Below are 26,669 nucleotides of genomic sequence, written 5' to 3'. Positions count from 1 at the left end.
GGACAGCGTAGCCCCGCCGTCTTCGCAGCGGCGCGATCACGGCCTACGGTGGGAACGGTTCACGCCGTCCGGATCCGACAGCCCTCCTGGGAGATTCCGTTGCGCATGCTGATCAACGTCCCCGAAACCGTGGTGGCCGACGCGTTGCGCGGGATCGCCGCCTCCCATCCCGAGCTGACGGTGGACGTGGAGAACCGGGTCGTCGTACGCCGGGACGCGCCCGTGGCCGGGAAGGTGGCCCTGGTCTCCGGCGGCGGGTCGGGGCACGAACCGCTGCACGCCGGGTTCGTCGGCCCCGGAATGCTGTCGGCGGCGTGTCCGGGCGAGGTGTTCACCTCTCCGGTGCCGGACCAGATGGTGCGGGCGGCTGCCGCCGTGGACAGCGGCGAGGGCGTGCTCTTCGTCGTCAAGAACTACACCGGGGACGTCCTCAACTTCGAGATGGCGGCGGAGCTCGCCGAGGAGGAGGGGCTGCGGATCGAGCAGGTGCTCGTGGACGACGACGTCGCGGTGACCGACAGCCTGTACACGGCCGGGCGACGGGGCACGGGGGCCACCCTTTTCGTCGAGAAGATCGCGGGCGCGGCGGCCGACGAGGGCGCCCCGCTGGACCGGGTGGCCGCGATCGCCCGCCGGGTGAACGAGTCCGCGCGCAGCTTCGGGGTCGCCCTCAGCTCCGTGACGACCCCCGCGAAGGGCTCCCCCACCTTCGATCTGCCCGCCGGCGAGCTGGAGCTGGGCATCGGCATCCACGGCGAACCGGGCCGGGAGCGGCGGGCGATGATGACCTCCGGGGAGATCGCGGACTTCGCCGTGAACGCGGTCCTGGACGATCTGCGGCCCAGCGGCCCGGTGCTCGCCCTGGTCAACGGCATGGGCGCGACCCCGCTGCTGGAGCTGTACGGGTTCGGAGCCGAGGTGCACCGGGTGCTGCGGGAACGGGGCGTGGTGGTCGCTCGTACGCTCGTGGGCAACTATGTGACCTCGCTCGACATGGCGGGCTGCTCGGTGACGCTGTGCCAGGTGGACGAGGAGCTGTTGCGGCTGTGGGACGCGCCGGTCGAGACGCCGGCGCTGCGCTGGGGCCGTTGATCCACTGATCCGCACGCGACGGAGCTGGGAGTGCATGTGCTCGACGCCGATTTCTTCCACCGCTGGATGACCGCGACCGCCGTTCTGGTCGACCGTGAGGCGGCCCGCCTGACGGAGCTGGACTCCGCGATCGGGGACGCCGATCACGGCAGCAATCTCCAGCGCGGGTTCGCCGCGGTCTCGGCGGCCCTCGCGAAGGAGCCGCCGCAGACCCCGGGGGCCGTGCTGGCGCTGGCCGGACGGCAGCTGATCTCCACGGTCGGCGGCGCCTCGGGCCCGCTGTACGGGACGCTGCTGCGGCGTACGGGCAAGGCGCTGGGCGACGCCCCTGCCGTGTCCCCCGCCGATCTGGCGCGGGCGCTCGGCGAGGGCGTCGCGGCGGTGGCACAGCTGGGCGGGGCGCAGGCCGGTGACAAGACGATGCTCGACGCGCTGCTGCCGGCCGTGGCGGCGCTGGGGACCTCGTTCGCCGCGGGCCGGGACGCGGCGGCCGCGGGCGCCGAGGCGACCGTGCCGCTGCTGGCGCGCAAGGGCCGGGCGAGCTATCTGGGCGAGCGCAGCGTCGGGCACCAGGACCCGGGGGCCACCTCGTCGGCGCTGCTGATCGCCGCGCTGGCGGACACGGCGGACACGGACGGGGGCGCGGAGTGAGCGCGCAGGTGGGCATCGTGCTGGTCTCGCACAGCGGGGCGGTGGCCGAGTCCGTGGCGGAGCTGGCCCGGGGGCTGGCGGCGGGCGGGGCGACGGCTCCGGTCGCCGCGGCGGGCGGCACCGGGGCGGGTGGGCTCGGGACGAGCTCGGAGCTGATCGCGAAGGCCGCCCGGGCGGTGGACGGCGGGGCGGGCGTGGCCGTCCTGGTCGATCTGGGGAGTGCGGTCCTCACGGTGAAGGCGATGCTCGCCGACGGCGACGAGTTCCCGGCCGGGACGCGGCTGGTGGACGCCCCGTTCGTGGAGGGCGCGGTGGCCGCGGTGGTCACGGCGTCGGCGGGCGGGGACGTCGACGCGGTGGTGGCGGCGGCCTCGGAGGCGTACGACTACCGCAAGGTCTAGGGGGTGTCGTCACATTGCTGTCGTCCGCCCGGCAGACGGGAATGTGACGGCAGGGCCTAGGGGGCGTCTTGCCGATCATGGCCGGGTCCGCGACGCCTGGCACGGCACCTCGCGGCGTTGCCGCGCACACTGGGCGGTATGACGGCCAAGAAGAGCACCCGCCGCAGCGCGGGCCTCCTGCTGTTCCGCACCGGTGCCGGGCGCGGTCTCGAAGTGTTCATCGGCCACATGGGCGGGCCGTTCTGGACGGGGCGCGAGGAGGCCGCCTGGTCGGTGCCCAAGGGCGAGTACGGCCCCGACGAGGAGCCGCGGGCGGCGGCGCGCCGGGAGTTCGAGGAGGAGTTCGGGCATCCGGCGCCGGACGGTGCGTGGGTGGAGCTGGGCGAGGCGCGGCAGGCCAGTGGGAAGACGGTGGCCGTGTGGGCGCTGGAGGGCGACGCCGATCCGGCGACGGCGGTGCCCGGCACGTTCGCGATGGAGTGGCCCCGGAAGTCGGGGACGCTGCGGGAGTTCCCGGAGATGGACCGGTTCGCCTGGTGCACGCCCGAGGAGGCGGCGGTGCGGCTGGTGAAGGGGCAGCGGGTCTTCGTGGACCGGTTGCGCGGGCATCTGGCGGAGGGCGGGGCCTGAGGCCGGCCCCGCCCGCTACGCCTCAGCTCTGCGGGAGGATGACCGCCCGGCCGTTGATTTTGCCGGCGTGCAGGCGCTCGTAGGCGAGCGGTGCCTCGTCCAGCGGGTACGTCTCGACGTGGACGTCCACCGCTCCGGCGTGGGCCAGCTCCAGCACCTCGGCCAGTTCGGAGCGCGATCCCCAGTACGGGGCGGTGACCGTCGTGTTGAACGGAAGGGCGCCGAAGCCCACGGGCAGCGCTCCCCCGCCGATGCCGACGATGGTCACGTCGGAGTCGATGGCGGCCGCCGCGCCGGCGGTGGCGACGGTCGGCGGGGCGCCGACGAAGTCCAGGACGACCTGGGCGCCGATGCCGCCCGTCAGCTCACGGATGCGGGCGGCCGCGTGCTCGTCGGACAGGACGGTCTCGTGTGCCCCGACGGTGCGGGCGAGGGCGAGCTTGTCCTCGGTGACGTCGAGGGCGATGACGCGGGCGGAGGTCAGGGCGCGCAGCAGCTGGATCGCCACGTGGCCGAGGCCGCCGGTGCCGATGACGACGACGGTGGCCCCGGGCACCAGCTTCGGCAGGGAGCGCTTGATGGCGTGGTACGGGGTGAGGCCCGCGTCGGTGAGCGGCACGGTCCGCACCGGGTCGAGGTCGCCGATGGGCACCAGGTGGCGCGGGTCGTCCACGATCATGTACTCGGCCATGGCGCCGGGCGAGCCGAGGCCGGGCGGGTTGATGCCGAGGTCGGCGGCGCGCAGGCAGTAGTTCTCCTTGCCCTCGGCGCACTTGATGCAGGTGCCGCAGCCCCAGGGGCCGTAGACGGCGACGGACTGGCCGGTCTCCAGGCCGGTGACCCCGTCACCGAGCGCGGCGATCGTGCCGACGCCCTCGTGGCCGAGGGTGAGCGGCAGGGGGTACGGGAACTGGTCCGCGGTCCAGCTCATCACGGCGATGTCGGAGTGGCAGACACCGGCCGCCGTGACCTCCAGCAGCACCTGTCCGGGGCCCGGCTCCGGGTCGGGCACGGTGACGACCTCGGGTGCGGCGCCGATCTCGCGGTACTGAACTGCCTTCATGGGGTCCTCCTCGACCTCTGTGGCTGTCTCTTGTGCTGACCCCCGAAACCCCCGATCCCCCGAGATCCCCCGTTCTCCGCGGAGCCCCGCTCAGGAGGCGGAGTAGCCGCCGTCCACCAGGTGGTAGCTGCCGTGGATGAAGGAGGCGCGGTCGGAGAGCAGGAACGCGGCGAGCTCGGCGACCTCCTCGGACGTGCCGAGGCGGCCCGCCGGGTGCAGCGAGATCAGGTGGTCGCGGGCGGGGCCCTCCGTGTTCCGCAGCAGCGGGGTGTCGATGAAGCCGGGGCCCACCGCGTTGATCCGGACGTTCTGGGCGGCGTACTCCAGGGCGGCGGTCTTGGTGAGGCCGACGACGCCGTGCTTGGCGGCGACGTAGGCCGGCGAACCGGCGAAGCCGTTGGTGCCCAGGATCGAGGACATGTTGACGATCGCGCCGCCGCCCGCGGCGACGATGGCGGGCAGTTCGTGGCGCATCGAGTAGAAGACGCCGCTGAGGTTGGTCGCGACGACCCGGTCCCAGTCCTCGACGGCGTACTCGCCGGTCGGGTTGCTGGGGCCGCCGATGCCCGCGTTGTTCACGGCGAGGTGCAGGGCGCCGAAGGTGTCGACGGCGAACCGCACGCCCGCCTCGACGGACGCGGGGTCGGTGACGTCCACGGCCACGGCGGCGGCCCGGCCGCCGGCGCTCTCCAGGGCGGCGGCCGCCTCGCGGGCGCTCTCCTCGTTGTAGTCGGCGACGACGACCGAGGCGCCCGCGCCGGCGAGCCGGTGGGCGAGGGCCAGGCCGATGCCCGAGGCCCCGCCGGTGACGAGGGCGGTCCGGCCGGCGAACTCCTGGTCGGTGGAGGTGGTGCTCATGATGTGCCGTTTCCTTCCGTGGTGCTGGTGGTGCTGGTGGTGCTGTGCGGCGCGGGGCCGGTGAAGAGTTCGCCGGCCAGGGCGTCGAAGGCCCGTTCCACGAGCCGGGGCAGCTCGTCGGGGCGGTCGCCGCGGACCCAGGCGGCCTGGGCGGCGAGGAGGGCGCCGGCTCCGGCGGCGACCGTGACGGCGGGCCGCAGGTCGCTGAGGGGGTCGGTGCCGAGCCGGTCCGCGACGATGGCGACCGAGTCCGCCTGGGCGTCCACCCGGATGTGGTGGAAGGCCGCGTAGAGGGTCGGTTCGCGCTCGGCGAGGACCAGCAGCTCGTAGATGCGCGGGCGGCGGTGCCAGGCCGGGACCCCGGGGTCCGCGAGCCAGTCCTGGACGGCCCGGCGGTACGCGGTGAGCGGGGGCTCGCCGGCCGGGCGGGCGCGCAGGGCGTCGTTGATGCGGTCGCCGTCGCCCCGGACCGAGTCCAGGACGGCGTCCTCCTTGCTCGCGAAGTACCGGCTGAAGGTGCGGCGGTCCAGGTCGGCGCGTTCCGCGATCTCCTCGACCGTGACCTCCCTGAGCCCCCGGTCGAGCACGAGCTCGAACGCGGCCCCGGCCAGCGCGTCCCGGGTCCGGCGGGCCTTGCGGCCCCGCCGGTCCGGAATCTTCTGTTCCGCTTGCATGTCTTTCACCGTACACCCGAAAATGTCCCGGCGCGACAGAAGTCGTGCCGGGACATCGTGAGCCTGTGAGCTGCGCGGATTACCGCCCGCTGAACGCCTCGGCGGGCCGCATCGCCTCGTACACCGTCGGCTCGGCCGGGACGGGGGCCGACTCGGCGACCCGGCTCAGGGCCAGTACGGCGATGTCGTCGCGCCGCACGCCGCCGGAGAACTCCTCCAGGTCGTGTCCGAGCGCGTCGAGCAGTTCCCGGGGGCCCCGCCGTGCCCAGCGGCTCAGCCGGGCGTCGAGCGGATAGAAGCGCCCTTCGGCGTCACGGGCCTCGGTCACCCCGTCGGTGAACATCAGGAGCGTCGCGCCGGACGGGAAGTCGAGCCGCTCCGCGGTGCGGCCCTCGTTGCTGAGTTCCGCCATGCCCAACGGTACCGACGTCCGGCGCAACGGCACCGGGACGGCGACTCCGTCGTGCACCAGGCGGGGCGGCAGATGGCCGCAGTTGACGGCCTGCGCCCGGCCGTCGCCGTCGAATCCGAGGACGAGCGCGGTCACGAAGCGTTCCGTGTCACCGGTCTGGGCGGCGAAGGCGTTCTGCCGGGCGACGGCGTCCTCCAGCCGGTCCACGACACCGATCAGGGAGGGTTCGCGGATGGCCGCCTCGCGGAACGCGCCGAGGACGGCGAAGCCCACACCGATGGCGGGGAGCCCCTTGCCCTGGACGTCGCCGATGATCACGCGGGTGCCGTAGGGCGACTGCACGACCTCGTAGATGTCCCCGCCGACCAGGTGGTCCTCCTCGATCGGCGTGTACGAGCCGTGGGCGGTGATCTGGTCGGTGGGAATGGGCAGCGGGCGCAGGATCTGGCGCTGGAGCGCGACGGCGGCCGAACGGAGCCGGGCGACCTCGATGGCGTGCCGGATGCGCAGCACACAGGCGCCGATACCGAGGAGACACGCCAGGACGGTGAAGACGACACTGCTCGCGATGTCCCAGTTGCTCCCGCCGCTCACCAGTCGCGAGGCGACGGCCACCATCATGACGAAGACGGCGACCCCGGTGGTCTGGGCGATCGTGCCGAACACCGAGACGAAGGCCGGTACCACCACCAGCAGCGGCACCAGACGCAGGTCCTGGCCCGACAGGACGTCCAGGCAGACGATCGCGGCGGTCAGCAGGGCCAGTGCGCCGAACAGCACCCCGTTCCCGACCCGGGGGGCGCGCACGGCGGCCTCTCCGAGGTCGGTGCCGGGAAGCGTCACGCGGGGCGCGGACCGGCTCAGGAGTCCGAACGTCAAGGCCCTCTCCTTCCGGGATCGGCCGGCCGGATGCCGACGTCTGCCTCCATTCGACCCGGTCAGCGGGGTGACGCACACGAGGCTTACGGCCCCGGCGGCCCGGCCGAAGGTCCCGGAAAGCGCGGGAGCGGTGTCCCCGGGGACACCGCTCCGCTCAGCGCGCCGCCACGGACACCCCGGCCGGCACGAGGGCGGCCAGGAATTCGACCCGCCGGCGGAGCTCGAAGCCCAGCGACTCGTAGAGCCGGACGGCTCCGGTGTTGGCGGCCGCCGCGTGCAGGAACGGGATCTCGCCGCGCTGCCGGATCTCGTGGGCGACGGCGCGCACGAGTCCGCCGCCGAGCCCCTGGCCGCGTACCGACTCGTCGGTGCAGACGGCGCTGATCTCGCTCCAGCCCGGCGGGCGCATGCGCTCACCGGCCATGGCGACGAGCGCCCCGTCCCGGCGCACCCCGAGGTAGGTGCCGAGCTCGACGGTCCGGGGCTCGAAGGGGCCCGGCCGGGTGCGGGCGACCAGGTCGAGCATCTCCGGTACGTCGGCGGGGCCCAGCCGGACCGCTCCGGGGAGGGGTTGTGCGGCCACGCCCGCGTCGACCAGCTGGACGCCCCCGGCGTGGAAGGTGATCTCCCAGCCGGCGGGCGGGGGCTCCCGGAACGCGGTGATCGTGACGGCTCCGCCCGGCCCGGTGAGCGCCGCCACATCGGCCCAGTCGGCCGGCCCCGGGTCCGGCGGGAGGGCCACCCAGGGGGCGACCGCGGAGGGGTAGCGCAGCACCCGGCCGCGGCGCTCGGCGAAGTGGGCGTGCGGGCCTCGCAGCGCGCTGCCGACCGGGTCGTCCAGCGGGTGGCCCCGGTCCGGGTGCGTGGTCACGCGGTCACCTCGATCACGGTCTTGCCCAGGGCGTGGCCGTCCTCCACCGCGCGCAGCGCCTCGGCCGCCCGGTCGAGGGGCACGGTCCGGGTCACCCGGGTGCGCAGGACCCCTTCGACGGTCAGCCGCGCCACCTCGTCGAGGACGGCGGCGGTACGGGCCCGCCGGACGGGTTCTCCGCCGAGCTCGGTCACCAGGGGCTTGCCGCCGGCGCTGATGAGCGCGGCCGGGTCGGTCAGCGCCGCCACCTCGCGCAGGGTGTCGCCGCCGACCAGGTCGAAAACGGCGTCCACGCCCTCGGGGGCTACCGCCCGCACCCGGTCGGCGAGGCCGGCGCCGGACGGGATGTGCTCGGCGCCCAGGGACTCCACGAAGTCCTTCTTGGCCGCGCTCGCGACGCCGAGGACACGGAGGCCCGCGTGGCGGGCGAGCTGGACAGCGGCGCTGCCCACGCCGCCCCCGGCCCCGGTGACCAGGAGCGTGGCGCCGGGGGCGGGGCCGAGCTGGCGCAGCCCGTCGTAGGCGGTGGCGGCGGCGACGGGCAGGACCGCCGCGTCGGTGAAGGACAGGGCGGCCGGCTTGTGGGCGGTGACGGCGACGGGCATGAGCGTGTACTCGGCGTACCCGCCGGTCAGCGGGTTGCCGAACACCTCGTCGCCGGGGGCGAAGCCCTCCGCTCCGGGGCCGGTCTCCACGACGGTGCCGGCGGCCTCGCTGCCGAAGACGGCCGGGAACGGCAGCGGCTCGCTGCCCGGCCGGGTGTAGCCGGTGCGCAGCTTCCAGTCGACCGGGTTGACGCCCGCCGCCCGGACGGCGACCAGCAGTTCGCCGGGGCCGGGTTTCGGCCGTTCCAGATCGGCGAAGCCCTCCACCTCCGGGCCGCCGTTGCGGGTGAACACGTACGCCTTCGGCATGAACTCCTTCTCCCCTGTTGGTGCGCCGGCGCCCTGCTGACGGGCACCCCGGCTGCGGCAAGGACACGTGGCGCCCGGGTATTCCCGTACCGTCGATTTCGACTCAATCACGGCCCGGTACCCGCCGGCCGGCCCCTGCGGCGGGCGGTCCTGTGGCACGCTGAGGGCGGCCGTCCCACCGGGCTCCCCCGTACCGGTGGGGCGGTCTCGCGCCGTTACGGGGTCCTTGCCCCGGTCCGGTCAGCCGCCGTCCCGTTCGGGGGCCCGGCCCGCGTAGTAGGTGGCGACCATGTCCTCCTCGCCGTGTCCGGCGGCCTCGGCGCGCTCGAAGCGGGCGGCCGAAGCGGCGGCCAGGTCCAGCCGGACACCGGCCTGAGCGGCCGCGTCGAGGATGAGACGGGTGTCCTTGAGGGCGGTGGACAGGGCGAAGCTCGGCGTGAGGTCGCCGTCGAGCACGGCGGCGGACTTGGCCTGGAGGTAACCGGAGTCGAGCGGTCCGCCCTTGACGAGGCCCAGGAACGTACGCGGGTCGACGCCCAGCCCTTCGGCGAGGTTCAGGCACTCCGCGACGCCGCCGACCATGTTGACGACCCAGGCGTTGACCACGAGCTTCAGCCGGGACGCCGCTCCCGGCTCCTCGCCGGCCCAGACCGTGCGCTGCCCGATCGCGTCCAGCACCGGTTCGACGACCGGGCGGGCGGCCTCCGGGCCGGAGAGGAGGACGGTGAGCGCGCCCTGCTCGGCGGGCTGCCGGGTGCCGACGACCGGGGCGTCGAGGTGGATCAGCCCGAGGTCGGCGGCGCGCTGGGCCAGTTCGACGGCGCCGTCCGGGCCGACCGTGGAGGTCTGGAGCAGCACCTGGCCCCGGTGCAGCCCCTCGGACGCGGCGGTGAGCGCGGCGGCGACGGCGGTCGTGTCGGTGAGCGCGGTGAGCACGACATGGGCGCCGCGCACGGCCTCGGTCGCCGTGTCGGTGACGGTGGCGCCGTCGGCGGCGAGCGGGGCGGCCTTGGCCTGCGTACGGTTCCAGGCCCGGACCTCCAGACCGGCGCGGAGCAGGCTGCGGGCCATGGCCGCGCCCATGATCCCGGCTCCGAGTACGGCGACGACCGGCCGCTGGGGCGCGGTGGGGACTGCTGACGTCATGGGGTTCCTTCCGTCGGCCGCGCGCCGGAGTGCGCGGCGGCTTCGGCTTGTTGGGGGTGCCGCAGCGCGCCTTCCAGCACGGCGGCGTGTACGGCTCTGGCGAGGCGCGCGCCCCAGCGGGAGCGCGGCCCGGCGAACGGTTCGGCGGCGCCGGTCCGCGGCCCCGGTTCGGGCGCGGCGAGGCAGACGGCGTCCGTGGGGGTGCCGGAGCAGTCGAGTCCGGCGTCCAGGAGCGCCTGCACCTTGGCCTCCGTGGCGGTGGCCACGGCGTTGACCAGGGCGGCGTCGGACAGCGGTACCGGGAAGGTCACCACGATGTTGACGGTGCCGGGGCGCGGCGGTCCGCCGGTGCCCTCGGCCGGTGCGGCGGCCCAGCCGCGTACGCCCAGACCGCAGGTGGCGGTGGCGTGCACGTCCTCGTCGTCGGCGGTGGTGTACGCGGTGACGTCGGCGGCGGTCATGAGGCCGGCGCCGGGGCCGGTGAGGTGGGCGGCGGCGGCGATCTCGGCGAGGTGGCGGTCCGGGTCCGTGCGGGGGTAGCCGCCGGGCACCTGCGCGTTGAGGATCCACTCGCGCGGGCCGATGCCGCCGCCCAGGACCGCGCTGCTGCACACCCGCCAGCCGGGTCCCAGCCGCCACACGAGGTGGTGCAGCTCCGCGCCGTCCTCGCGCCGGGCGAGCAGTTCGCCGCGTTGTGCGGGGAGCCGGATGCGTACGGAACGGATGGGGCACCCCCGGATGGCGCGGCGGGACGCCGGTCGGCGTGGACCCGTTGATCATATGCGGCGGGGCCGGGGCGTCCGAGGACCGGCCCGTTCACCCGGATGGCGTAACAGGCGCGGAAGCCGCGCAGCCGCGTGACGCGGGGGCTGCGCCGGTCCGATGCGGACACGGCGCGCCGCCCCCGGTGGCCGGGCGGTTGCAGCGTCCATCCGGGTGAGGCGCGATGGAATCCGGACGCGCCTTCTCTGCTGGACCCACCCACAGGACGCGCCCGGGCGAGGAGGATTCGGATATGGGAGCCGCTGACGGTTTCACGGATTCCGGAGAGCTCGACGGCCTGACGGTGTACGACACCGAGGGCGAGAAGATCGGCAACGTGGGCCGCGTGTATGTCGACGACAGCACCGGCCGCCCGGACTGGATCACGGTGAAGACCGGCCTGTTCGGCATGAAGGAGAGTTTCGTGCCTCTCGCCGGAGCCCGTCGAGTGGGCTCCGACCTGCACATCTCCCACGGCAAGGACCAGGTCAAGGAAGCCCCCCGGGTGGACGCGGACGCGCATCTGTCCGTGTCGGAGGAGGAGGAGCTGTACCGGCACTACGGCCTGACCAGGAACACCCGGGGCAACCTGGGCGACAAGTCCGGGACCGGCGCACCGACCACCACGGGCACCGGCACCATGGGCGCGGCCGGGACCGGCGCGGCGGCCGGGGCAGGGGCCGGGGCCATGGGTGCGGCCGGCACCTCCGGCACGGACCGCACGCAGTCGGCCGGCACCGGCAGGCACCGGGACACCGAGGCGGCGGGCACGGGCGCGGGACGCCCGCTGGCCGGAGCCGGCGCGGGTGCCCAGCGGTCCGGGGCCGACCTGGGCGGCAAGGAGGAGATGATCCGCTCCGAGGAGCAGCTGCACATCGGCACCGAGGAGTACGAGAGCGGCAGGGCCCGCCTCCACAAGTACGTCGTCACCGAGAACGTCACGCGCAGCGTTCCGGTCTCGCACGAGGAGGTACGGGTGGTCCGTGAGCCGCTTCAGCCGGGCGACAAGACGGCGCGCACGGGCGATCTGACCGAGCAGGACGTGGAGGTCACCCTCCACGCGGAGCGCGCCACGACGCGCAAGGAGACCGTCCCGGTCGAGCGCGTCCGGATGGAAACCCAGAGGGTGACCGAGCAGAAGGAGGTCTCCGCCGAGCTGCGCAAGGAGCAGATCGACTACGCGGACGGCACCACCAAGGGCGGAAAGGACATGGGCGGCCAGGACATGGGCGGCAAGGACACCGGCGGCGACCTCGGCCGCGGACGCCACCGCTGACCCCCCGCCGGCATGACTGCCGCACCGCACCACAAGCGAAGGGCGGGCCCGCCGACGGGCCCGCCCTCTCGTGTGCCCGGCGCCGTCAGGGCAGGAAGCGCACCGAGGGCCGCCCCTGCGGTCCGTCCGGCGTGACGACGGACCGCACCCGGTAGACGTCCTCGATCAGTTCCTCGGTGACGACCTGCGCGGGGGTGCCGCCCGCGACCGCCCGGCCCCCGCTGAGTACCACGATCCGGTCGCAGAACATGGCGGCCAGGTTGAGGTCGTGCAGGGCGACGACGGCGGTCAGCGGAAGCGAGGCGACCAGGGCGAGCAGTTCCAGCTGGTGCTGGATGTCCAGATGGTTGGTCGGTTCGTCGAGGAGGAGTTCGCGCGGCTGCTGGGCGAGCGCGCGGGCGATCTGGACGCGCTGGCGCTCCCCGCCGGACAGCGTGTGCCAGGACTGGTCGCGACGGCCGGTGAGCCCGGTGCGTTCCAACGCCTCGTCCACCGCCGCCGCGTCCGCCCCCGTCGGTGCCGACCAGGCGCGCCGGTGCGGGATGCGGCCCAGGCGTACGACGTCCAGGACGCTCAGCTCGTCCTGGGTGGCGGCGTGCTGGTCGACGACCGCGACGCGCCGGGCCACCGCGCGGCGGCCGACGTCGGGCAGCGGTGCGCCGTCCAGGGTGACGACGCCCGTGTGCGGGGCGAGGACCCCGGAGAGGATGCGCAGCAGCGTGGACTTGCCGGAGCCGTTCGGTCCGATCAGGCCCACGGTGGTGCCGGGCTCCGGGGCGAGCGTCACGCCGTCCAGGAGGAGGCGGCCGCCGGCTTCCCGGGCGACCCTTTCGGCCCGCAGGCCCTCGGCCGTCGTCCCGGTCACGCGGGCCGCCTGGTGCGGTAGAGGACGGCGACGAAGGCGGGCACGCCGATCAGGGCGGTGACGACGCCCACCGGGACCTCCTGGGGGTCGAGGACGGTCCGGGCGAGCGTGTCGACCCAGACGAGGAAGACGGCTCCGGCGAGCGCGGTGACCGGCAGCAGTCTGCGATGGCCCGAGCCGGTGAGGGCGCGGGCGGCGTGCGGCAGGACCAGCCCGACGAAGCCGATGGCCCCGGCCGAGCTGACGAGCGCGGCGGTGAGCAGCGCGGTCGTGCAGAGCAGAACGGTCCGCACGCGGGCGACGTTCACCCCGAGGGCGGCGGCCGCGTCCTGCCCGAAGGCGAAGGCGTCGAGCGTACGGGCGTGGCCCAGGCAGATCAGCAGGCTGACGGCGAGAACGGCGGAGCAGACCCACACATCGGTCCAGCCGACCCCGCCGAGCGAGCCGAGCAGCCAGAACAGCACGCCCCTGGTCTGCTCGGCGTCGGCGGCCGTCATGACGACGAACGAGGTCAGCGCCGAGAACAGCTGCATGGCCGCGACGCCGGAGAGGACGACCCGGTCGGTGGAGCCGCCCAGGGTGTGGCTGAGCAGCATCACCAGGGCGAAGGAGCACAGCGCCCCGGCGAACGCTCCGGCGGGCAGTGTCACCGCTCCCCCGCCGACGCCGAGCACGACGACGAGGACCGCGCCGGTGGACGCGCCGGAGGAGACGCCGAGGACGAACGGGTCCGCGAGCGGGTTGCGCAGCAGGGACTGCATGACGGTTCCGCAGACCGCGAGGCCCGCCCCGCAGACGGCGGCGAGCAGCGTACGCGGCATGCGCAGGTTCCAGATGATGCCGTCGCGGATCGGGCTGAGCCGTACCTCGCCGACGCCGAGGTGGGCGGCGACGGCGGACCAGACGTCCACGACGGAGATCCGGGCGGGTCCGATGGTGACGGCGACCGCGACGGAGAGGGCGAGCAGCACGACGCCACCGGTCCACAGGAGGCCGCCGCGCAGCCGGGAGCGTGCGGGCGCCGCTTCCGGTGCCCGGTCACGCGGGGCCTTTCCGGGTGGGGCGGCGAGCCGGTCGGTGGCCGTCACCCCGCGAGCCCGAAGTCGCGCAGCCCGGCGGCCACCAGCTCCACGCCCTCGACCGTGCGGATGGTCGGGTTCATGGCCTGGCCGCTGAGCAGTACGTAGCGCTTGCGGCGTACGGCGTCCATCGTCTTCGTGACGGGGTTGGACTCCAGGAAGGCGATCTTCCCGGCGGCGCTCTCGGCGGTCTGGGACTTGCGGGTGAGGTCGCCGATGACGAGGACGTCCGGGTTGCGGTCGGCGACGGTCTCCCAGTTGATCTGGGGCCATTCGTCGTGCGTGTCGCCGAAGACGTTCTTCAGGCCCAGTTCCCGGCTGATGATGCCCGGCGCCCCGCAGCAGCCCGCCAGGTAGGGGGCCTCGGAGTTGGCGAACCAGTACATGACGGAGGTGCCGGATCCGCCGATGCCGTCGGCGGCCTCGCGGATACGGTCACGGAGCCGCCCGACCAGCTTCTCGCCACGCTCGGGCACGCCGAACACCCGCGCCAGGTCGCGCACTTCGGCGTAGACGCTGTCCATGGTCAGGGCTCCGGTGCGGACGCCGTCGCCGTCCTTGGTGTTGTCCTTGGCGGTGCAGTCGGCGGGCGCGACATAGGTGGGGACGCCCAGCTTCTCGAACTGTTCGCGCGGGGCGACGCCGCCCTTGGCGAGGGTCGACTCGAAGTCGGCGGCGACGAGGTCGGGTTCCTGGTCGAGGACCTTCTCGGAGGAGGGCCGGTTGTCGGCGATCCGCTTCACGCCCGCGTTGGCCTTCTCCAGGCCCTTCATCACCGGGTCGGTCCAGGTGGCGGTCGCGGCGATCCGGTCCTGGAGGCCGAGCGAGAGCAGGATCTCCGTGGTGCCCTGGTCGACGGATACGGCACGCCGGGGCGGGGCGTCCACGGTGACGGTGCGCCCGCAGTTCTTGAGCGTGACCGGATAGCCGTCCGACTTCCCCGTCGCGTCGGTCTGTTCGGAGGGCGGCCCCCCGCAGGCGGTCAGCAGGAGGAGGGCGGCGGTGAGCAGGGCGGCGGAACGGGCGGGGCCGGATATCGGCGGCACGGGGTACCTCGGCGTCTCTGGGCCCATGCGCGGGGCCCGCTGTACGGAACCCGCCGCCCGGTCCCGGACGGCGGTCGCCAGCAGGTCTTCGGACTCGGGTTCGTCCGGGCGGGACGCCTTCCCGGGAGACGCCGGGTCTCCCAGTGGCCGTGGCCCCGCCCGTCCCCCTCACCGCTGCGCGTCAGTTCCGGATTCGCACCGGATTCCCTGACCCCTACGTGGAGTTCGACTGGCTCGGGCACGCTACCACGGGCTTACGCGCAGATCAGCCGCGCCCTCGTCCGCCCGGGAACGGCAGCTCACGGGCGCTGGAGCGCCACCACCGCGTTGTGCCCGCCGAAGCCGAAGGAGTGGCTGACGGCCCGGCGGACCTGCCGTACCAGCGGCACCTTGGTGACGCAGTCGATGTCGAACCCGGGCGCGGGCGCGTCCAGATTGGCGACCGGCGGGACGACCCCGCGCTGGAGGGTGAGGACCGTCAGCCCGGCCTCGATCGCCCCGGCCGCGCCCATGCAGTGCCCGAGCACGCCCTTGGGGGCGGTGACGGGTGGCCGGTGCGGGTACACCCGGCTGATCAGCGCGGCCTCGGCGGCGTCGTTGCGCAGGGTCGCGGTGCCGTGCGCGTTGACGTGCTCCACCTCGTCGGCCCGCCAGCCCGCGTCGCGCAGGGCGGCCTCGACGGCGGCCCCGGCGACCCGCCCGTCGGGGTTCGGGCTGGTGGGGTGATGGGCGTCCGTGGTGGCGCCGGTGCCGGCGAGCAGGGCCCGTGGTTCGGCGCCCCTGGCCTCCGCGTCGGCCACGCGCTCCAGCACCATGACGGCGGCGCCCTCGCCCATGACGAGTCCGGCGCGGTCGGCGGCGAAGGGCCGGCTGAGCCGGGACAGGTCGCCGTCCGCGCGGGCGGCGGCCCCGGACCGGGCGAAGCCGGTCATGGCGATCGGGAAGACGGTCGACTCGGTCGCCCCCGCGATCGCCACGTCGCACTGCCCGGCGGCCAGGAGGTCCCGGGCGACGGACAGTGCGGTGACGCCGGAGGAGCAGGCCGTGCAGGGGGCCATGCTGGGGCCGGTGGCCCGCATCTCGATCGCGATCTCGGCGGCGGGCATGTTGGGGATGGTCAGCAGGACCCCGGCGGGCGAGGTCGCCTCCGGGCCCCGCCGCTCCAGGACCAGCGCCTGGTCGGTGAGGTGCGCGGATCCCCCGCTGCTGGTGCCGACGACGACCGCGACCCGGCTGCCGTCCCAGCCGGCCGGGTCGAGCCCGGCGTCCGCGACGGCCTCCCTGGCGGCCAGGACCGCGAACTTGACGTACCGGCCCATCCGGAAGGCGGTACGGCGCCCGATCTCGGCGTCCAGGTCGATGCCGTCGACCACGCAGGCGAAGTCGACCGCGCACCCGGCGAGCGCGGGGACGGTGCGGGCCGGGCTCACGGCGGCGCACACGCCGTCCCAGGTGGACTCGGTGTCGTTGCCGACCGGGGTGATCATGCCGAGCCCGGTGACGGCGATGGCCGGCGTCCTCATCGGGCGCCGGCCGACGCCTGCAGGTGCGCCGTGAGCTCGGCGAGAGTGGTCCCCCGGGTCAGGGTCCCGTTGTCCAGCTCGACCCCGGTGGTCTCCCGGAGGACGACGGCGAACTCGGCGGCCGCGAGGGAGTCCATGTCCAGGCTGTCCATCGTGGAGCCCGGAAGGATCTCGGCCACGGGCACCTTGAAGGTACGGCTGAGTACGTCGGTGATGCGGGGGTGGATCGTGCTCATGGTCTTCCTTTCCTCATGCCCATCCGGTGGGGTGTCCGGCGCCGGCGCGCACGGCCCCGACGCCGGAACAACTGAGCAGCGTCGCTCCGGTTACGCCTTGCGGCGAACCGATTCGCCAACGCCCGTCCGGGGCGCCTCGCACCATCGCGCGCACACGGCGACGGTCGTCCAGTAGGCGAGGAGGACGGCCCCGGCCCCGAGCCCGCGCACGGCTCGTGCCGCACGGCGGGCGAGGGTGCCCGTCATCGGCCCTCCTCCGTGTGCCAGTGGGCCTCCGGATCGTCGTACGCGTCGGCGTAACCGGCGCCCGTGATCGGCCAGTCGGCGAGCAGCTCGTCGGGGAGGGCGAAGGAGCCGGCGAGCTCCGGGAGGTGGGGGGCCACCGCCTGGATGAGCCGTTCGGTGTGGTCCGTCAGCGCCTCCGCCTGACCGGCGCTCAGATGACCGGCCGCGAGCAGGTCTCCGCCGTCGCGCGCGACCCGGCCCAGGGCGAACAGTCGGGCCAGCTCGCCGAGCCGGTCCCGGTCCGCCCCGGCGGGCAGCGCCTCGACCGCCTCCGCGTACGCCTCGGCCGCCTGCCTGCAGGCATGCGCCTCGACCCCGCGCAGGGCGGGGCCCGCCGCCGCGTTCCACCGGCCGAGCGGGTCGCCCGGCGCCGTGCGGGCCGCCCGGGCCCCGGCGCGCGCGAACCACAGCTCCTCGGCGCACCCCAGGAGCCGGACCAGGAAGCGCAGGTCGGTGAGGTCGCCGTGCGCGGGAGCGGGTTCGTGGGCGGGGCGGTCGGCGAGCAGGGCCGCGGCGGCCCTGGCGTGGACGGCGAGGTTGTCGCCCTCGGCGGTGATGGCGCCCTCGACGCCGGTGACGAGCGCGGCCATCCCGTTGTTCTCCAGGAGGCCCTGGGCGCCGCAGCGTTCCCGGGACTCCACGATCACGGCCCTGGCCCGCCAGGTGATCCAGCCCTTGGCGATGTCCACCAGCCGCTCGGCCGCCTCCCGCCCGGCCTCGGGCCCCGCCTGGGCCGCCTCCCAGCGGTCCAGGACGCGGCGGTGCAGCAGGCTCATCGCGAAGACCGTGGCCATCGCTTCGGCGAGCGGCCCGTAGTGGGTGCGGTACGCGAGCACCGGCAGCCGCGCCCCGCGTCCGGCGGAGACCTGGCGGTGGCCGCCGTACCGGACCGCGACGGCCAGCGTGGCGCGGGCCGAGCCGACGGCGCTGGCGCTCATCGAGATCCTGCCGGTGACGACCCGGGCGATGGAGGCGAGGAAGCGGCGCCGCCGGCCCTCGATGGCGCTGCGGAACTCCCCGTCGCCGTCGATCCACCCCTGCGGGCCCGTCAGCAGCGCCTCGCGCCCCACGAAGACGTGGTCGAACGAGGTCAGGCTGTGGTCGACGGGGCTGCCCATGCGGGCCGGCAGCCCGCGCACCCGTACGCCCGGCAGCGGCCCGGTGGCACCGGTGAGCGGCACGAGCAGCAGGAACACCCCCCGGTCGGCCCCGCCGGCCAGCAGCCGCGCGGCGACGAGCCCCGACTTGGGGCCGCCGGGCCGTCCGGTGTTCGGCATGAACTTCTGCGCCCCGCAGTGCGGGGTGTGCAGCACGAACCCGTCGCGTACGGGGTCGTAGGAGGCGGTCGTCTCGACGGCCGCCGCGTCGTTGCCGTGCGCCACCTCCGTACACAGGAAGGTTCCGGTACGCCGCAGCGTCAGGAAGTCCGACAGGTCGCGGGGGCTGTCGGCGATGTGGTCCAGGAGGCTGCCGAGGAAGAGGTTGTAGTGGATGCCCGCGATGGTGGCGAGCGCGGGGTCGACCGGGGCCAGCCACTCGTGCAGCGCCGCCAGCGCCCGGAAGTCGGAGGCCGGGCGGGCGGCGCTGTCCAGGGCGTCGTTGAGGGTGCGCAGTCGTGCGTAGGCGCGGGCGAGCCGTTCGTCCGGGGTGCCGCCGGCGGCGGGACCGGGCGGCAGCCGGAACGGTTCGGTGGCGACGAGCCGCCGCCAGAATCCGTGCTCGCGGCGGGCGTCGGCGCCGAGGAGTACGGAGGTGAGCGGGCGTGCGAGGGGATCGACGCCGGTGAGCGTGGTGGTCATACAAAGCTGAACGACCGGCGTACGGTCAGGACACCGCGCTCGTGCAGATGTTCACCGTCCGGAGGGGCGAACCCGTTCGAAGCAGAGGGCGACGTTGTGCCCGCCGAAGCCGAAGGAGTGGCTGACGGCCCGGTCGACGCGCAGGCGGCGCGGCTCCTTGGTGACGCAGTCGATGTCCCAGTCGGCGGGCGGCGCGTCCAGGTTGGCGACCGGCGGGACGACGCCGTGTTCGAGGGTGAGCACGGTGGCGGCGGCCTCGATCGCACCGGCGGCGGCGAGCGTGTGCCCGAGGACGCCCTTCGGGGCGGTGACCGGAGGCCGGTGCGGGAAGAGGCCGGCGATCAGCTCGGCCTCCATCGCGTCGTTCAGCGGCGTGGACGTGCCGTGCGCGTTGACGTGGCCGACCTCGTGGGCGGCCCAGCCCGCCGCGTCCAGGGCGGCCTCGACGGCGCGCCGGGCGCCGTGGCCGCCGGGGTCCGGCGCGGTGGGGTGGTGGGCGTCCGTGGCGGCCCCGGTCCCGGCGAGCACGGCCCGCACCCGGGCGCCCCGGGCCGCCGCGTGCGCGCCCCGCTCCAGGACGAGCACCCCGGCGCCCTCGCCGAGGACGAAGCCGTCGCGGTCGGGTGCGAAGGGGCGGGAGGCGGCGGCCGGGTCGCCGGTGCGCGTGGAGAGCGCGCCCAGCTGCGCGAAGGCCGCGGCGACCAGGGGCGTCAGGACGGATTCCGCGCCGCCCGCGACGACGAGGTCGCAGCGGCCGGTGGCCAGGAGGTCGTGCGCGGTGGCGAGGGCGGTGGCGCCCGAGGCGCAGGCGGTGGCCGGGGCCAGGCTGGGGCCGTGGGCGCCCAGGTCGACGGCGATCTCGCCGGCCGCCGCGTTGGGCATCATCATCGGCGCGAGGAGCGGCGATACGGCCTGCGCGCCGCCGCCGTCGAACCGGCGGACGTTGTCCACGAGGGCGGAGACCCCGCCGACGCCGACGCCGAGCACGACGCCCACCCGGCCGCCGTCCCAGCGGTCCGGGCGCAGCCCGGCGTCGGCGACGGCCCGGCGCGCGGCGACCAGGGCCATCTTCGCGAACCGCGCCATCCGCCAGCCGGTCCGGCCCCCGATGGCCTCGTCCAGATCTGTCCGGTCGGCCCGGCAGGCGAAGTCGGCGGGCAGTCCGGCCAGTTCCTCGCAGCGCCGGGCCGTGGACCGGCCCGCGCACAGCCCGGCCCAGAAGGCCCGCTCGTCGTCGCCCGCGGGGGTGACCAGCCCCAGCCCCGTCACCACGGTCGCCGTCCCCGCGTCCCGCACCATGCCCCGGCCCCTCCCCTGCGTCGTCGGTCCTCTGAAGGGGAACGCGCCGGAGGGGGTCGAGGGTGCGGTCCTGACCGGATGTCAGTCCAGTCCCAGCGCCCCGCGCAGCTCCGCCTCGTCCGGCGGGTTCGCGCCGGCCCGTGCCACCGTCACCGCCGCCGAGGCCGCCGCGTGGCGCAGTACGTCGCTCACCGTGCCCCGCTCCGGGGAGCGCAGCCGCTGCCGGCCGGACGCGCCGAGCAGGTCGTGGGCGGCGAGCGCGTGCAGGGTGCCGGACATGAAGGCGTCCCCCGCGCCGACCGTGTCGACCACCTCGGCGGGCAGCGCGCCGATGTCGACCTGACCGCCGGGCAGGACCGCCGTGGCGCCGTCGCCGCCCCGGGTGACGAGGACGAGGGCGGGGCCGGAGCCGAGCCAGCGCCGGGCGGCCTCGGCCGGGTCCTGGCCGGGGTACAGCCAGTCCAGGTCCTCGTCGCTGGCCTTGACGACGTCGCTGAGACCCACGCACCGCTCGACCCGGCGCACGGCGGTCCCGTGGTCGCCCATCAGCGCGGGCCGCACATTGGGGTCGTAGCTGACGGTGGCGGCCGTGCGCAGCGATTCGACGGCGGCGAGCACCGTGGCCGCCCCGGGTTCGGTCACCGCCGCGATCGATCCGGTGTGGACGTGCCGGGGCTGCCGGTCGAGGGCCACCTGCCCGAGCGTCCAGGTGATGTCGAAGGCGTACGCTGCGCGGCCTTCGCCGTCCAGGGTGACGACGGCCGACGGGGTGGCGCCGGGGGCCCCGTCCGTCAGCACCTCGACGCCCGCCCCGGTGAGATGCGCGCGGATCAGCCGTCCGTTGTCGTCCCGGCCCAGCTGGGTGAGCAGCTCCGCGTCGTGGCCGAGCCTGGCCAGGCCGTACGCCAGGTTGGCCGGACTGCCCCCGGGGTGCACCCGGTCGGGGGCGTCCGGGACGCGGACGATGTCGGCGACGCATTCACCGATGACCAGGAAGTCGGGGCGGTCGGGCATGAGGGCGGGGTCTCCCGGGGTGCGGCGGAGGGGTGACGGAACGTCCGGCCCACCGTACGGCCCCGGCCGACCAGCGGCTCTACGTGTCCAGCGCGTCGGCCACCAGGTCCAGGAACCGGGCGTGGGCGTGGGCGCTGCACACCGGTTCCGGGTTCCACGGGACGACCCGGGCCGTCGCGGCGACGGCCGCCCACTCGGCGTTGCCGCGCAGCTCGGCGAGCGGGGTCGCGTTGCCCCGGATGTCGGCGAGGACGACGTCGGGGCGCAGGGCGGCGGCCTCGGCCCAGCCCGCCGTGGACCAGTTGGCCCCGGGGCCCTCGGCGGGTTCGATCAGGCCGACGCCGAGGTCCGCGAGGACCCGGAGCTCGGGCCACATGCGGGGGCGGGCCAGGTATGCCTGGTCCTGGTCGGCCGGGGACAGGGCGAGGACCCTCGCCCGGTCCGGGCCCTCGGTGAGGGCGCGCAGCCGGTCCCGGGCGGCGTCCAGTTCCCGGCTCGCCGAGGCCGGTTCCTCGGCGCCGAGCGAGCGGGCCAGCTCCGCGAACCGGTCGCCGATCCCGGCGAGGGTGCGCCCCTGGCCGACGTCGATGACGACGACCGGGACGTGGCCCTCCAGGTGCTTGGCGGTCTCCGGGTCGAGGCCGTAGACCTGGCCGCCGCCGTAGCTGACGGCGACGACGAGGTCCGGTGCGCAGCTCAGTAAGGCGTCCACGTCCAGAGTGGCCCCGGCACCGGCGTACGCGATCCCGTCGAGCGGGAGCGACCCGGTCTTCGCGGGGTCGGGGGCGGCCGGGTCGTCGTGGCCGGAGCCGAAGAGCCCGGCCGGGCGTATCCCGTGGTCCCCCAGGGTGGCACCGGCCTGGATGTACGCGAGCACCCGTTGCGGTCGCTCGCCGGATGCCGACAACTGCCCCCGGTCGTCGGTGAATTGCCACACGGTGCGCTCGTTCACGTCACACGCCTCCCAGCCGGAATCCGCCGCCCGGCGGCGGCGGTCGGTCAGTACCTGCCCAGCAATCGCGGGCCGCACCCTCCGGAGGGTGGACGGGTGCTACTGATCCGTCCGCGTGTCGCGTACGAGATAGCTGACGGGGCCGGGGGCGGGGACCTGGATCTCGGTGAAACCGAGCCGGTCGTAGAAGGCCCTGGCGGGTGTGTTGGAGGTGAGCATGGAGAGGTGGACGCCCTCGACCCCCTTGGCGTCCAGGGCCGCGAGGAAGGTGTGCATCAGCTCCTTCCCGTACCCCTTGCGCTGCCAGTCGGGCAGCAGGTCGATGTGCAGGTGGGCGGGGTGGCCGGCGAGCTCGGGCAGGACCATGCGCTCCGGGTTGTGCAGGAGGGCGGCCATCTCGTCGGACGGGCTCAGCGGCGGGCCCTCGGGCCGCGGGAAGCGGTCCGCGACCCTGGGCAGCCAGCTCTCGCGGTACTCCTTCACGAAGCGGGGCGTGTCGGCGGTGCCGAGGATGTAGCCGACCGCGCGGCCCGTGCCGTCGTCGAGGACGAAGGCGAGGTCCGGTTCCAGCTCGGCGTAGGGCGTGGCGAAGATGGACGGCACCAGGTCGTGGTCCGGGTAGATGTCCCGGGCGTCGCCGCCGCCCGCGGCGGTGCGTATGCATATGTCGGAGAGGGCGGCGCTGTCTTCGGGGCGGTAGGGCCGGAGGCCGGGAAGCGAGGTCACCGGCCCATCCTGCCTACTCTGAGAGCGCTCTCACAAGAGGGTGTCAGGGGTTGACCGCGGTGAGGAGGACGACCGCGTCCTCCAGGGCGAGCAGCCCGTGCCGCTCCTGGGGGACCGGGTGCAGCCGTCCGGGTGTCAGCTCGACGTCGCCGGAGGCGGCGGTGAGCCGGACGGAGCCGCGCAGGACAAGGAGCGAGGCGGCGGGCGGGGCGTTGTGCTCGTCGAGCGCGGAGCCCGAGGTGAGCGCGATGACGGACTGCCGCAGCGGGTCCTGGTGGAGCACGAGGTGGGCGCTGCGGCCGTGCGGCGCGTCACGGGCGGCGGCCAGATGCTCGGCGGCGAGGGCATTCAGATCGTTCGGAGCGTCCATAAGCCCACTGTGCCGCAGCCCCGGCCCGCCCGCGAACCTGCCGCACGGGCCTGGACGCGCTCCCATGCGTCCCGGCCCGTGCGGCGGATGCGGCCCCGCCGGGGCGTCGGTCAGGCGCGCAGCCACACCGCCGTGTCCTGCGGGAGGCGCCCGGCCTCGTCCAGGGGTCCGCTGGTGAGCAGCACCGCGCTGTGCGGGGGCAGCTCCGCGGCCTCGGCGGCCAGGTTGACGACGCAGAGCAGCCCGTCGGTCCTGGCGAAGGCGAGCACCCCGGGGGCGGCGTCGAGCCAGGTCAGCCGTCGGATGCCGGGCTCTCCTCCGGTCCCGAAGCCCGGCTCGGTGCGCCGCAGCCGCAGGGCCTGGCGGTACAGGCTGAGCATGGAGTCCGGGTCGCCGTTCTGGATGTCGGCGGCGTAGCCGGACCAGCCCTCGGGCTGCGGGAGCCAGGGCTCCGTGGTGGCGCCGAAGCCGGCGTACGGTTCGCCCGCCGCCCAGGGCATGGGCACTCGGCAGCCGTCCCGGCCCGGGTCGGTGCCGTTCTTGCGGAAGTGCATCGGGTCCTGGATGCGGTCGAGCGGGATGTCGGCCTCGGGCAGACCCAGTTCCTCGCCCTGGTAGAGGTAGGCGGCGCCGGGCAGGGCCAGTGAGAGGAGGGCGGCGGCGCGGGCCCGGCGGGTACCGAGGGCGAGGTCGGTGGGGGTGCCGAAGGTCTTGGCGGCGAAGTCGAACCCGGTCTCCTGGCGGCCGTAGCGGGTGACGGTCCGGGTGATGTCGTGGTTGCAGAGGACCCAGGTGGCGGGGGCGCCGACCGAGGCATGCTCGGAGAGCGTGTCGTTGATGGCGGTCCGCAGCTTCTCCGGCTCCCAGGGGCAGGCCAGGAAGTTGAAGTTGAAGGCGGTGTGCAGCTCGTCCGGGCGCAGGTAGCGGGCGAAGCGCTCGGTGTCGGGGAGCCAGACCTCACCGACGAAGACCCCGCCGTACTCGTCGGCGATGGCACGCCACGAGCGGTAGATGTCGTGGAGTTCGTCCCGGTCGACGAAGGGGTGCGGGTCGCTGCCGATGACGAAGTCGGGGAGCGCCGGGTCCTTGGCGAGCAGGGCGGCGGAGTCGATGCGTACACCGGCGACGCCGCGTTCGAACCAGAAGCGCAGGACGTCCTCGTGTTCGCGGCGGACGGCGGGGTGGGCCCAGTTGAGGTCGGGCTGCTGGGTGGCGAAGAGGTGGAGGTACCACTCGCCGTCGTCCAGCCGGGTCCAGGGGGTGCCGCCGAATTCGGAGACCCAGTCGTTGGGCGGGATCTCGCCGTTCGCGCCGCGGCCCTTGCGGAAGTGGAAGAGGTCGCGCTCGGGGCTGCCGGAGCCGGCTTCGAGGGCGGCGCGGAACCAGGCGTGCTGGTCCGACACGTGGTTGGGCACGATGTCCACGATGGTGCGGATGCCCAGTTCGCCGGCCTCGGCGATCAGTTTCTCGGCCTCGGCGAGGGTGCCGAACGCGGGGTCGATCGTGCGGTAGTCGGCCACGTCGTAACCGCCGTCGGCAAGCGGCGAGAGGTACCAGGGGGTGAACCAGAGGGCGTCCACGCCCAGTTCGACGAGGTAGGGCAGCCTGGCCCGTACCCCTGCCAGGTCGCCGGTGCCGTCGCCGTCGCCGTCGGCGAAGCTGCGTACGTAGATCTGGTAGATGGCGGCGTCGCGCCACCAGGATTCGGTGGCCTCGGACGGACGGTTGGCTGCCACTGACGTTCCTTTCGGGCAGGTGGGACTCCGCCGCCGGCCCGGTAAGCGGGGCAGGATGGAAGGGCCGGCGGCGGAGTGCTGAGGGGAGGGCGGTTTCGGGGGGCGGGCGTCAGCCCTTGAGGCCGCCCGCGGTGAGACCGCTCATGATGTTGCGCTGGAAGAGCAGGAAGATCAGCAGCGTCGGGATCGACGCGATGGTGAGCGCGGCGATCAGGACGTTCTCGGGGACGCCGCTGGCCAGTGAGTAGATGCCCACGTTGAGGGTCTGCTTGCTCGGGTCGGGCAGCGTGAGCATCGGCCAGAGGAAGTCCTTCCACACGCCGACGACGGCGAAGATGGAGACGACCCCGAGGATCGGCCGGGAGATGGGCAGGATGATCGAGCGCAGGGTGCGCAGGGGTGAGGCGCCGTCCATGGCCGCGGCGTCGAGGAGCTCGCCCGGGATGGAGTCGAAGAACCGCTTCAGCAGGAAGATGTTGAAGGCGTTGGTGACCGACGGCAGCCAGATCGCCCAGGGCGAGTTGACCAGGTTGCGCTGGACCAGGGGCACGTCCAGGACCGTGAGGTACTGCGGGACGACGAGCACCGTGGCCGGGATCATCAGGGTGGCCAGCATCATGCCGAGGATGACCTTGCCGAAGACCGGCCGCAGCTTGGACAGCGAGTAGGCGGCGGCCACGTCGAAGATCAGCTGGAAGGCGAGCGCCCCGAAGGCGTAGTACAGGGTGTTGAACAGCAGCTTGGACAGGTCCATGACCGTCCATGCCTGGCTGTAGTTCTCGGTGTGGATGGAGCTGGGGAAGGCCGTGGGCGGGCTCTGCACCACTTCCTGGGTGGTCTTCAGGCCGCCGGTGACCATCCAGTACAGCGGGCCGAGGAAGACCGCCGTGAACAGGACCATCACCAGGCCGAAGACGATCCAGTAGACGGCCTTGCCGCGCGGCCGGCCGAGCTGGGCCGGCGAGATCAGGGTGCGCTGGCGGGCCCGTTCGGCGCCGCCCTCGGACCTGCGGCGTGCGGACTTGCGTGACGTGCTCCCGTGCCGGGAGACAAGCGTGTTCGATGCCATGGTCTTGGCTCCCGTCCTAGTCTTCGCTGTTGCGGCTCAGTCGTACGTACACCGCGGAGAATCCCGCGAGGACGACGAGCAGGACGAGGCCGAGTGCCGCCGCGCTGCCGTAGTTGTTGAAGTTGAAGGCGTACTGGTAGATGAGGTAGACGACGGTGGTGGTGGAGCCCTCGGGGCCGGCGCCGTTGGTGAGCAGGAAGGGCTCGGTGAAGACCTGCATCGTCGCGATGATCTGCATGAGCAGCAGGAGCGAGAGGATGAGGCGGGTCTGCGGGATGGTGACGTGCCAGATCTTGCGCAGCAGCCCGGCGCCGTCGAGCTCGGCGGCCTCGTACAGCTCGCCGGGGATGCCCTGGAGCGCGGCGAGGTAGATGAGGGTGGCTCCGCCCATGTTCATCCAGGTCGCCGCGATGACGACGGAGAGCATCGAGGTGCTGGTGTCCTGGAGCCACTGCTGTTCGGGCAGGTGGAAGATGCCCAGGATGCGGTTGAAGAGCCCGTAGCCGGGGTCGTAGAAGTACTTGAAGAGCAGGACCGAGGCGACCGGCGGCAGCATCACGGGGAGGTAGACGAGCAGCCGCAGGTAGCCCTGGCCGTGCCGGAACTCGTTGAGCACGACGGCGACGGCGAACGGGACGACGAAGCCGAGGAGCAGGGCGAGGACCGTGAACAGCAGGGTGTTGCGCCAGGCCTGCCAGAAGGCCGGGTCGTTGAAGACGTACGTGAGGTTGGACCAGCCGGCCCAGGTGGTGGTGCCGTCCTCGTTCTTCTGGAAGGCCAGGATGAATTCCCGGACCATCGGATACCAGGAGAAGAGGGAGAAGCAGAGCACCGCTCCGATCAGGAAGCCGTGCGCTGAGATGTTGCGGCGCAGGGCGCGCAGGAACTCCTCGCGGGCGGAGTCCGGGCGGGCGGAGCTTCGGTGTCCTGGGCGAGGCCTGGTCGCCTTGCGGGGGGACAGGGTTGGGGCCGACATGGTGTCTCCTCGGTGCCGGTGTACGACGAGCGCGTAGCGGACGGGGTCCGGATGCGGGGCCGGGT

General features: G+C 74.2%; 28 protein-coding genes and 1 riboswitch. Of the genes, 5 read left to right on the top strand and 23 right to left on the bottom strand.

Annotated elements, in window-relative coordinates; genetic code table 11:
• Nucleotides 1-99 precede the first annotated feature (99 nt).
• The 4 genes from dhaK (at nucleotide 100) to ACFZAT_RS24035 (ending at nucleotide 2,774) form a co-directional block, all read left to right on the top strand.
• Nucleotides 100-1,092: a dihydroxyacetone kinase subunit DhaK gene (gene dhaK, locus ACFZAT_RS24050; RefSeq protein WP_391266887.1), complete on the top strand. Its 993-nt coding sequence runs from the start codon at nucleotides 100-102 to the stop codon at nucleotides 1,090-1,092.
• Between the two features lie 36 nt (nucleotides 1,093-1,128).
• Entirely contained in the window at nucleotides 1,129-1,743 is a 615-nt protein-coding gene (dhaL, locus tag ACFZAT_RS24045; protein ID WP_391266885.1) for a dihydroxyacetone kinase subunit DhaL, read from the top strand.
• Nucleotides 1,740-2,144: a PTS-dependent dihydroxyacetone kinase phosphotransferase subunit DhaM gene (locus ACFZAT_RS24040; RefSeq protein WP_391266883.1), complete on the top strand. Its 405-nt coding sequence runs from the start codon at nucleotides 1,740-1,742 to the stop codon at nucleotides 2,142-2,144. The genes dhaL and ACFZAT_RS24040 overlap by 4 nt, the downstream gene beginning before the upstream one ends.
• A gap of 138 nt (nucleotides 2,145-2,282) precedes the next feature.
• Nucleotides 2,283-2,774: an NUDIX domain-containing protein gene (locus ACFZAT_RS24035; protein ID WP_391266880.1), complete on the top strand. Its 492-nt coding sequence runs from the start codon at nucleotides 2,283-2,285 to the stop codon at nucleotides 2,772-2,774.
• Between the two features lie 22 nt (nucleotides 2,775-2,796).
• Here ACFZAT_RS24035 and ACFZAT_RS24030 read toward each other — a convergent pair whose 3' ends face one another.
• The 8 genes from ACFZAT_RS24030 to ACFZAT_RS23995 form a co-directional block, all read right to left on the bottom strand.
• Entirely contained in the window at nucleotides 2,797-3,837 is a 1,041-nt protein-coding gene (locus tag ACFZAT_RS24030; RefSeq protein ID WP_391266877.1) for an alcohol dehydrogenase catalytic domain-containing protein, read from the bottom strand.
• A 90-nt stretch (nucleotides 3,838-3,927) separates the two neighbouring features.
• A complete protein-coding gene (locus ACFZAT_RS24025) occupies nucleotides 3,928-4,695 on the bottom strand; it encodes a glucose 1-dehydrogenase (protein WP_391266874.1) in 768 nt (255 codons plus the stop codon).
• Entirely contained in the window at nucleotides 4,692-5,369 is a 678-nt protein-coding gene (locus tag ACFZAT_RS24020; RefSeq protein ID WP_391266871.1) for a TetR family transcriptional regulator, read from the bottom strand. The genes ACFZAT_RS24025 and ACFZAT_RS24020 overlap by 4 nt, the downstream gene beginning before the upstream one ends.
• A gap of 79 nt (nucleotides 5,370-5,448) precedes the next feature.
• Nucleotides 5,449-6,660 (bottom strand): SpoIIE family protein phosphatase, encoded by a 1,212-nt coding sequence (locus ACFZAT_RS24015; RefSeq protein ID WP_391266869.1) that lies wholly within the window; start codon nucleotides 6,658-6,660, stop codon nucleotides 5,449-5,451.
• Nucleotides 6,661-6,814: 154 nt separating this feature from the next.
• Nucleotides 6,815-7,531, bottom strand: coding sequence for a GNAT family N-acetyltransferase (locus ACFZAT_RS24010; RefSeq protein ID WP_391266866.1), 717 nt, complete (start codon nucleotides 7,529-7,531; stop codon nucleotides 6,815-6,817).
• A complete protein-coding gene (locus ACFZAT_RS24005; RefSeq protein WP_391266863.1) occupies nucleotides 7,528-8,445 on the bottom strand; it encodes a zinc-binding dehydrogenase in 918 nt (305 codons plus the stop codon). Before ACFZAT_RS24005 ends, ACFZAT_RS24010 begins: the two co-directional genes overlap by 4 nt.
• Nucleotides 8,446-8,685: 240 nt before the next feature.
• Complete coding sequence (locus ACFZAT_RS24000; protein ID WP_391266861.1) at nucleotides 8,686-9,591, bottom strand: NAD(P)-binding domain-containing protein; 906 nt, start codon at nucleotides 9,589-9,591, stop codon at nucleotides 8,686-8,688.
• Nucleotides 9,588-10,232 (bottom strand): adenosylcobinamide amidohydrolase, encoded by a 645-nt coding sequence (locus tag ACFZAT_RS23995; RefSeq protein WP_391266859.1) that lies wholly within the window; start codon nucleotides 10,230-10,232, stop codon nucleotides 9,588-9,590. The genes ACFZAT_RS24000 and ACFZAT_RS23995 overlap by 4 nt, the downstream gene beginning before the upstream one ends.
• Before the next feature lie 374 nt (nucleotides 10,233-10,606).
• Between ACFZAT_RS23995 and ACFZAT_RS23990 the strand changes: the two genes are divergently transcribed.
• Nucleotides 10,607-11,629 (top strand): DUF2382 domain-containing protein, encoded by a 1,023-nt coding sequence (locus tag ACFZAT_RS23990; RefSeq protein ID WP_391266856.1) that lies wholly within the window; start codon nucleotides 10,607-10,609, stop codon nucleotides 11,627-11,629.
• 85 nt (nucleotides 11,630-11,714) lie between these two features.
• Here the strand turns inward: ACFZAT_RS23990 and ACFZAT_RS23985 are convergent, their stop codons facing one another.
• From ACFZAT_RS23985 to ACFZAT_RS23915, 15 genes are all read right to left on the bottom strand, one after another.
• Entirely contained in the window at nucleotides 11,715-12,494 is a 780-nt protein-coding gene (locus tag ACFZAT_RS23985; RefSeq protein WP_391266854.1) for an ATP-binding cassette domain-containing protein, read from the bottom strand.
• Entirely contained in the window at nucleotides 12,491-13,582 is a 1,092-nt protein-coding gene (locus ACFZAT_RS23980; protein ID WP_391266849.1) for an iron chelate uptake ABC transporter family permease subunit, read from the bottom strand. The genes ACFZAT_RS23985 and ACFZAT_RS23980 overlap by 4 nt, the downstream gene beginning before the upstream one ends.
• A complete protein-coding gene (locus tag ACFZAT_RS23975; protein ID WP_391266847.1) occupies nucleotides 13,579-14,619 on the bottom strand; it encodes an ABC transporter substrate-binding protein in 1,041 nt (346 codons plus the stop codon). Before ACFZAT_RS23975 ends, ACFZAT_RS23980 begins: the two co-directional genes overlap by 4 nt.
• Nucleotides 14,620-14,680: 61 nt before the next feature.
• A riboswitch (cobalamin riboswitch) is annotated at nucleotides 14,681-14,868 on the bottom strand.
• Nucleotides 14,869-14,918: 50 nt separating this feature from the next.
• The gene (locus ACFZAT_RS23970) at nucleotides 14,919-16,142 is read right to left on the bottom strand and encodes a beta-ketoacyl synthase N-terminal-like domain-containing protein (RefSeq protein WP_391266844.1); all 1,224 of its coding nucleotides are present in this window, start codon (nucleotides 16,140-16,142) and stop codon (nucleotides 14,919-14,921) included.
• Nucleotides 16,139-16,378 (bottom strand): phosphopantetheine-binding protein, encoded by a 240-nt coding sequence (locus ACFZAT_RS23965; RefSeq protein WP_391266842.1) that lies wholly within the window; start codon nucleotides 16,376-16,378, stop codon nucleotides 16,139-16,141. The genes ACFZAT_RS23970 and ACFZAT_RS23965 overlap by 4 nt, the downstream gene beginning before the upstream one ends.
• 90 nt (nucleotides 16,379-16,468) lie before the next feature.
• Nucleotides 16,469-16,624 (bottom strand): hypothetical protein, encoded by a 156-nt coding sequence (locus tag ACFZAT_RS23960; RefSeq protein WP_391266839.1) that lies wholly within the window; start codon nucleotides 16,622-16,624, stop codon nucleotides 16,469-16,471.
• A complete protein-coding gene (locus ACFZAT_RS23955) occupies nucleotides 16,621-18,462 on the bottom strand; it encodes an acyl-CoA dehydrogenase (RefSeq protein ID WP_391266837.1) in 1,842 nt (613 codons plus the stop codon). The genes ACFZAT_RS23960 and ACFZAT_RS23955 overlap by 4 nt, the downstream gene beginning before the upstream one ends.
• A gap of 51 nt (nucleotides 18,463-18,513) precedes the next feature.
• Complete coding sequence (locus ACFZAT_RS23950; protein WP_391266834.1) at nucleotides 18,514-19,761, bottom strand: beta-ketoacyl-ACP synthase II; 1,248 nt, start codon at nucleotides 19,759-19,761, stop codon at nucleotides 18,514-18,516.
• A gap of 81 nt (nucleotides 19,762-19,842) precedes the next feature.
• Nucleotides 19,843-20,775 (bottom strand): PfkB family carbohydrate kinase, encoded by a 933-nt coding sequence (locus ACFZAT_RS23945; protein ID WP_391266832.1) that lies wholly within the window; start codon nucleotides 20,773-20,775, stop codon nucleotides 19,843-19,845.
• Nucleotides 20,776-20,854: 79 nt separating this feature from the next.
• The gene (locus tag ACFZAT_RS23940; protein WP_391266830.1) at nucleotides 20,855-21,727 is read right to left on the bottom strand and encodes an ABC transporter substrate-binding protein; all 873 of its coding nucleotides are present in this window, start codon (nucleotides 21,725-21,727) and stop codon (nucleotides 20,855-20,857) included.
• Between the two features lie 99 nt (nucleotides 21,728-21,826).
• A complete protein-coding gene (locus tag ACFZAT_RS23935) occupies nucleotides 21,827-22,453 on the bottom strand; it encodes a GNAT family N-acetyltransferase (protein ID WP_391266828.1) in 627 nt (208 codons plus the stop codon).
• A gap of 43 nt (nucleotides 22,454-22,496) precedes the next feature.
• Nucleotides 22,497-22,823, bottom strand: a complete 327-nt coding sequence (locus ACFZAT_RS23930; protein WP_391266824.1) for a cupin — start codon at nucleotides 22,821-22,823, stop codon at nucleotides 22,497-22,499.
• Between the two features lie 110 nt (nucleotides 22,824-22,933).
• Nucleotides 22,934-24,559 (bottom strand): alpha-amylase family glycosyl hydrolase, encoded by a 1,626-nt coding sequence (locus ACFZAT_RS23925; RefSeq protein WP_391266821.1) that lies wholly within the window; start codon nucleotides 24,557-24,559, stop codon nucleotides 22,934-22,936.
• 109 nt (nucleotides 24,560-24,668) lie between these two features.
• Nucleotides 24,669-25,628: an ABC transporter permease subunit gene (locus ACFZAT_RS23920; protein ID WP_391266818.1), complete on the bottom strand. Its 960-nt coding sequence runs from the start codon at nucleotides 25,626-25,628 to the stop codon at nucleotides 24,669-24,671.
• Nucleotides 25,629-25,644: 16 nt separating this feature from the next.
• Nucleotides 25,645-26,604: an ABC transporter permease subunit gene (locus ACFZAT_RS23915; protein WP_391266816.1), complete on the bottom strand. Its 960-nt coding sequence runs from the start codon at nucleotides 26,602-26,604 to the stop codon at nucleotides 25,645-25,647.
• Nucleotides 26,605-26,669: the final 65 nt, after the last annotated feature.

The organism is Streptomyces sp. NPDC008163 (genome assembly GCF_042956885.1).
Lineage (GTDB): Bacteria > Actinomycetota > Actinomycetes > Streptomycetales > Streptomycetaceae > Streptomyces > Streptomyces drozdowiczii_A.
Note: the sequence above shows the minus strand (reverse complement) of the source record. Positions and strands in the feature narration are given on the sequence as shown.

Excerpts from the sequence above, each read along its gene's own strand:
- ACFZAT_RS23970 (WP_391266844.1), bottom strand. The coding sequence starts at position 16,142 with ATGAGGACGCCGGCCATCGCCGTCACCGGGCTCGGCATGATCACCCCG.
- ACFZAT_RS23920 (WP_391266818.1), bottom strand. The coding sequence starts at position 25,628 with ATGGCATCGAACACGCTTGTCTCCCGGCACGGGAGCACGTCACGCAAG.
- ACFZAT_RS23955 (WP_391266837.1), bottom strand. The coding sequence starts at position 18,462 with ATGACCACCACGCTCACCGGCGTCGATCCCCTCGCACGCCCGCTCACC.
- ACFZAT_RS23930 (WP_391266824.1), bottom strand. The coding sequence starts at position 22,823 with ATGGACGCTCCGAACGATCTGAATGCCCTCGCCGCCGAGCATCTGGCC.
- ACFZAT_RS24025 (WP_391266874.1), bottom strand. The coding sequence starts at position 4,695 with ATGAGCACCACCTCCACCGACCAGGAGTTCGCCGGCCGGACCGCCCTC.
- ACFZAT_RS24005 (WP_391266863.1), bottom strand. The coding sequence starts at position 8,445 with ATGCCGAAGGCGTACGTGTTCACCCGCAACGGCGGCCCGGAGGTGGAG.
- ACFZAT_RS23915 (WP_391266816.1), bottom strand. The coding sequence starts at position 26,604 with ATGTCGGCCCCAACCCTGTCCCCCCGCAAGGCGACCAGGCCTCGCCCA.
- ACFZAT_RS23990 (WP_391266856.1), top strand. The coding sequence starts at position 10,607 with ATGGGAGCCGCTGACGGTTTCACGGATTCCGGAGAGCTCGACGGCCTG.
- ACFZAT_RS24030 (WP_391266877.1), bottom strand. The coding sequence starts at position 3,837 with ATGAAGGCAGTTCAGTACCGCGAGATCGGCGCCGCACCCGAGGTCGTC.
- ACFZAT_RS24020 (WP_391266871.1), bottom strand. The coding sequence starts at position 5,369 with ATGCAAGCGGAACAGAAGATTCCGGACCGGCGGGGCCGCAAGGCCCGC.
- ACFZAT_RS24000 (WP_391266861.1), bottom strand. The coding sequence starts at position 9,591 with ATGACGTCAGCAGTCCCCACCGCGCCCCAGCGGCCGGTCGTCGCCGTA.
- ACFZAT_RS24035 (WP_391266880.1), top strand. The coding sequence starts at position 2,283 with ATGACGGCCAAGAAGAGCACCCGCCGCAGCGCGGGCCTCCTGCTGTTC.
- ACFZAT_RS23950 (WP_391266834.1), bottom strand. The coding sequence starts at position 19,761 with ATGGTGCGGGACGCGGGGACGGCGACCGTGGTGACGGGGCTGGGGCTG.
- ACFZAT_RS23965 (WP_391266842.1), bottom strand. The coding sequence starts at position 16,378 with ATGAGCACGATCCACCCCCGCATCACCGACGTACTCAGCCGTACCTTC.
- ACFZAT_RS23945 (WP_391266832.1), bottom strand. The coding sequence starts at position 20,775 with ATGCCCGACCGCCCCGACTTCCTGGTCATCGGTGAATGCGTCGCCGAC.
- ACFZAT_RS23960 (WP_391266839.1), bottom strand. The coding sequence starts at position 16,624 with ATGACGGGCACCCTCGCCCGCCGTGCGGCACGAGCCGTGCGCGGGCTC.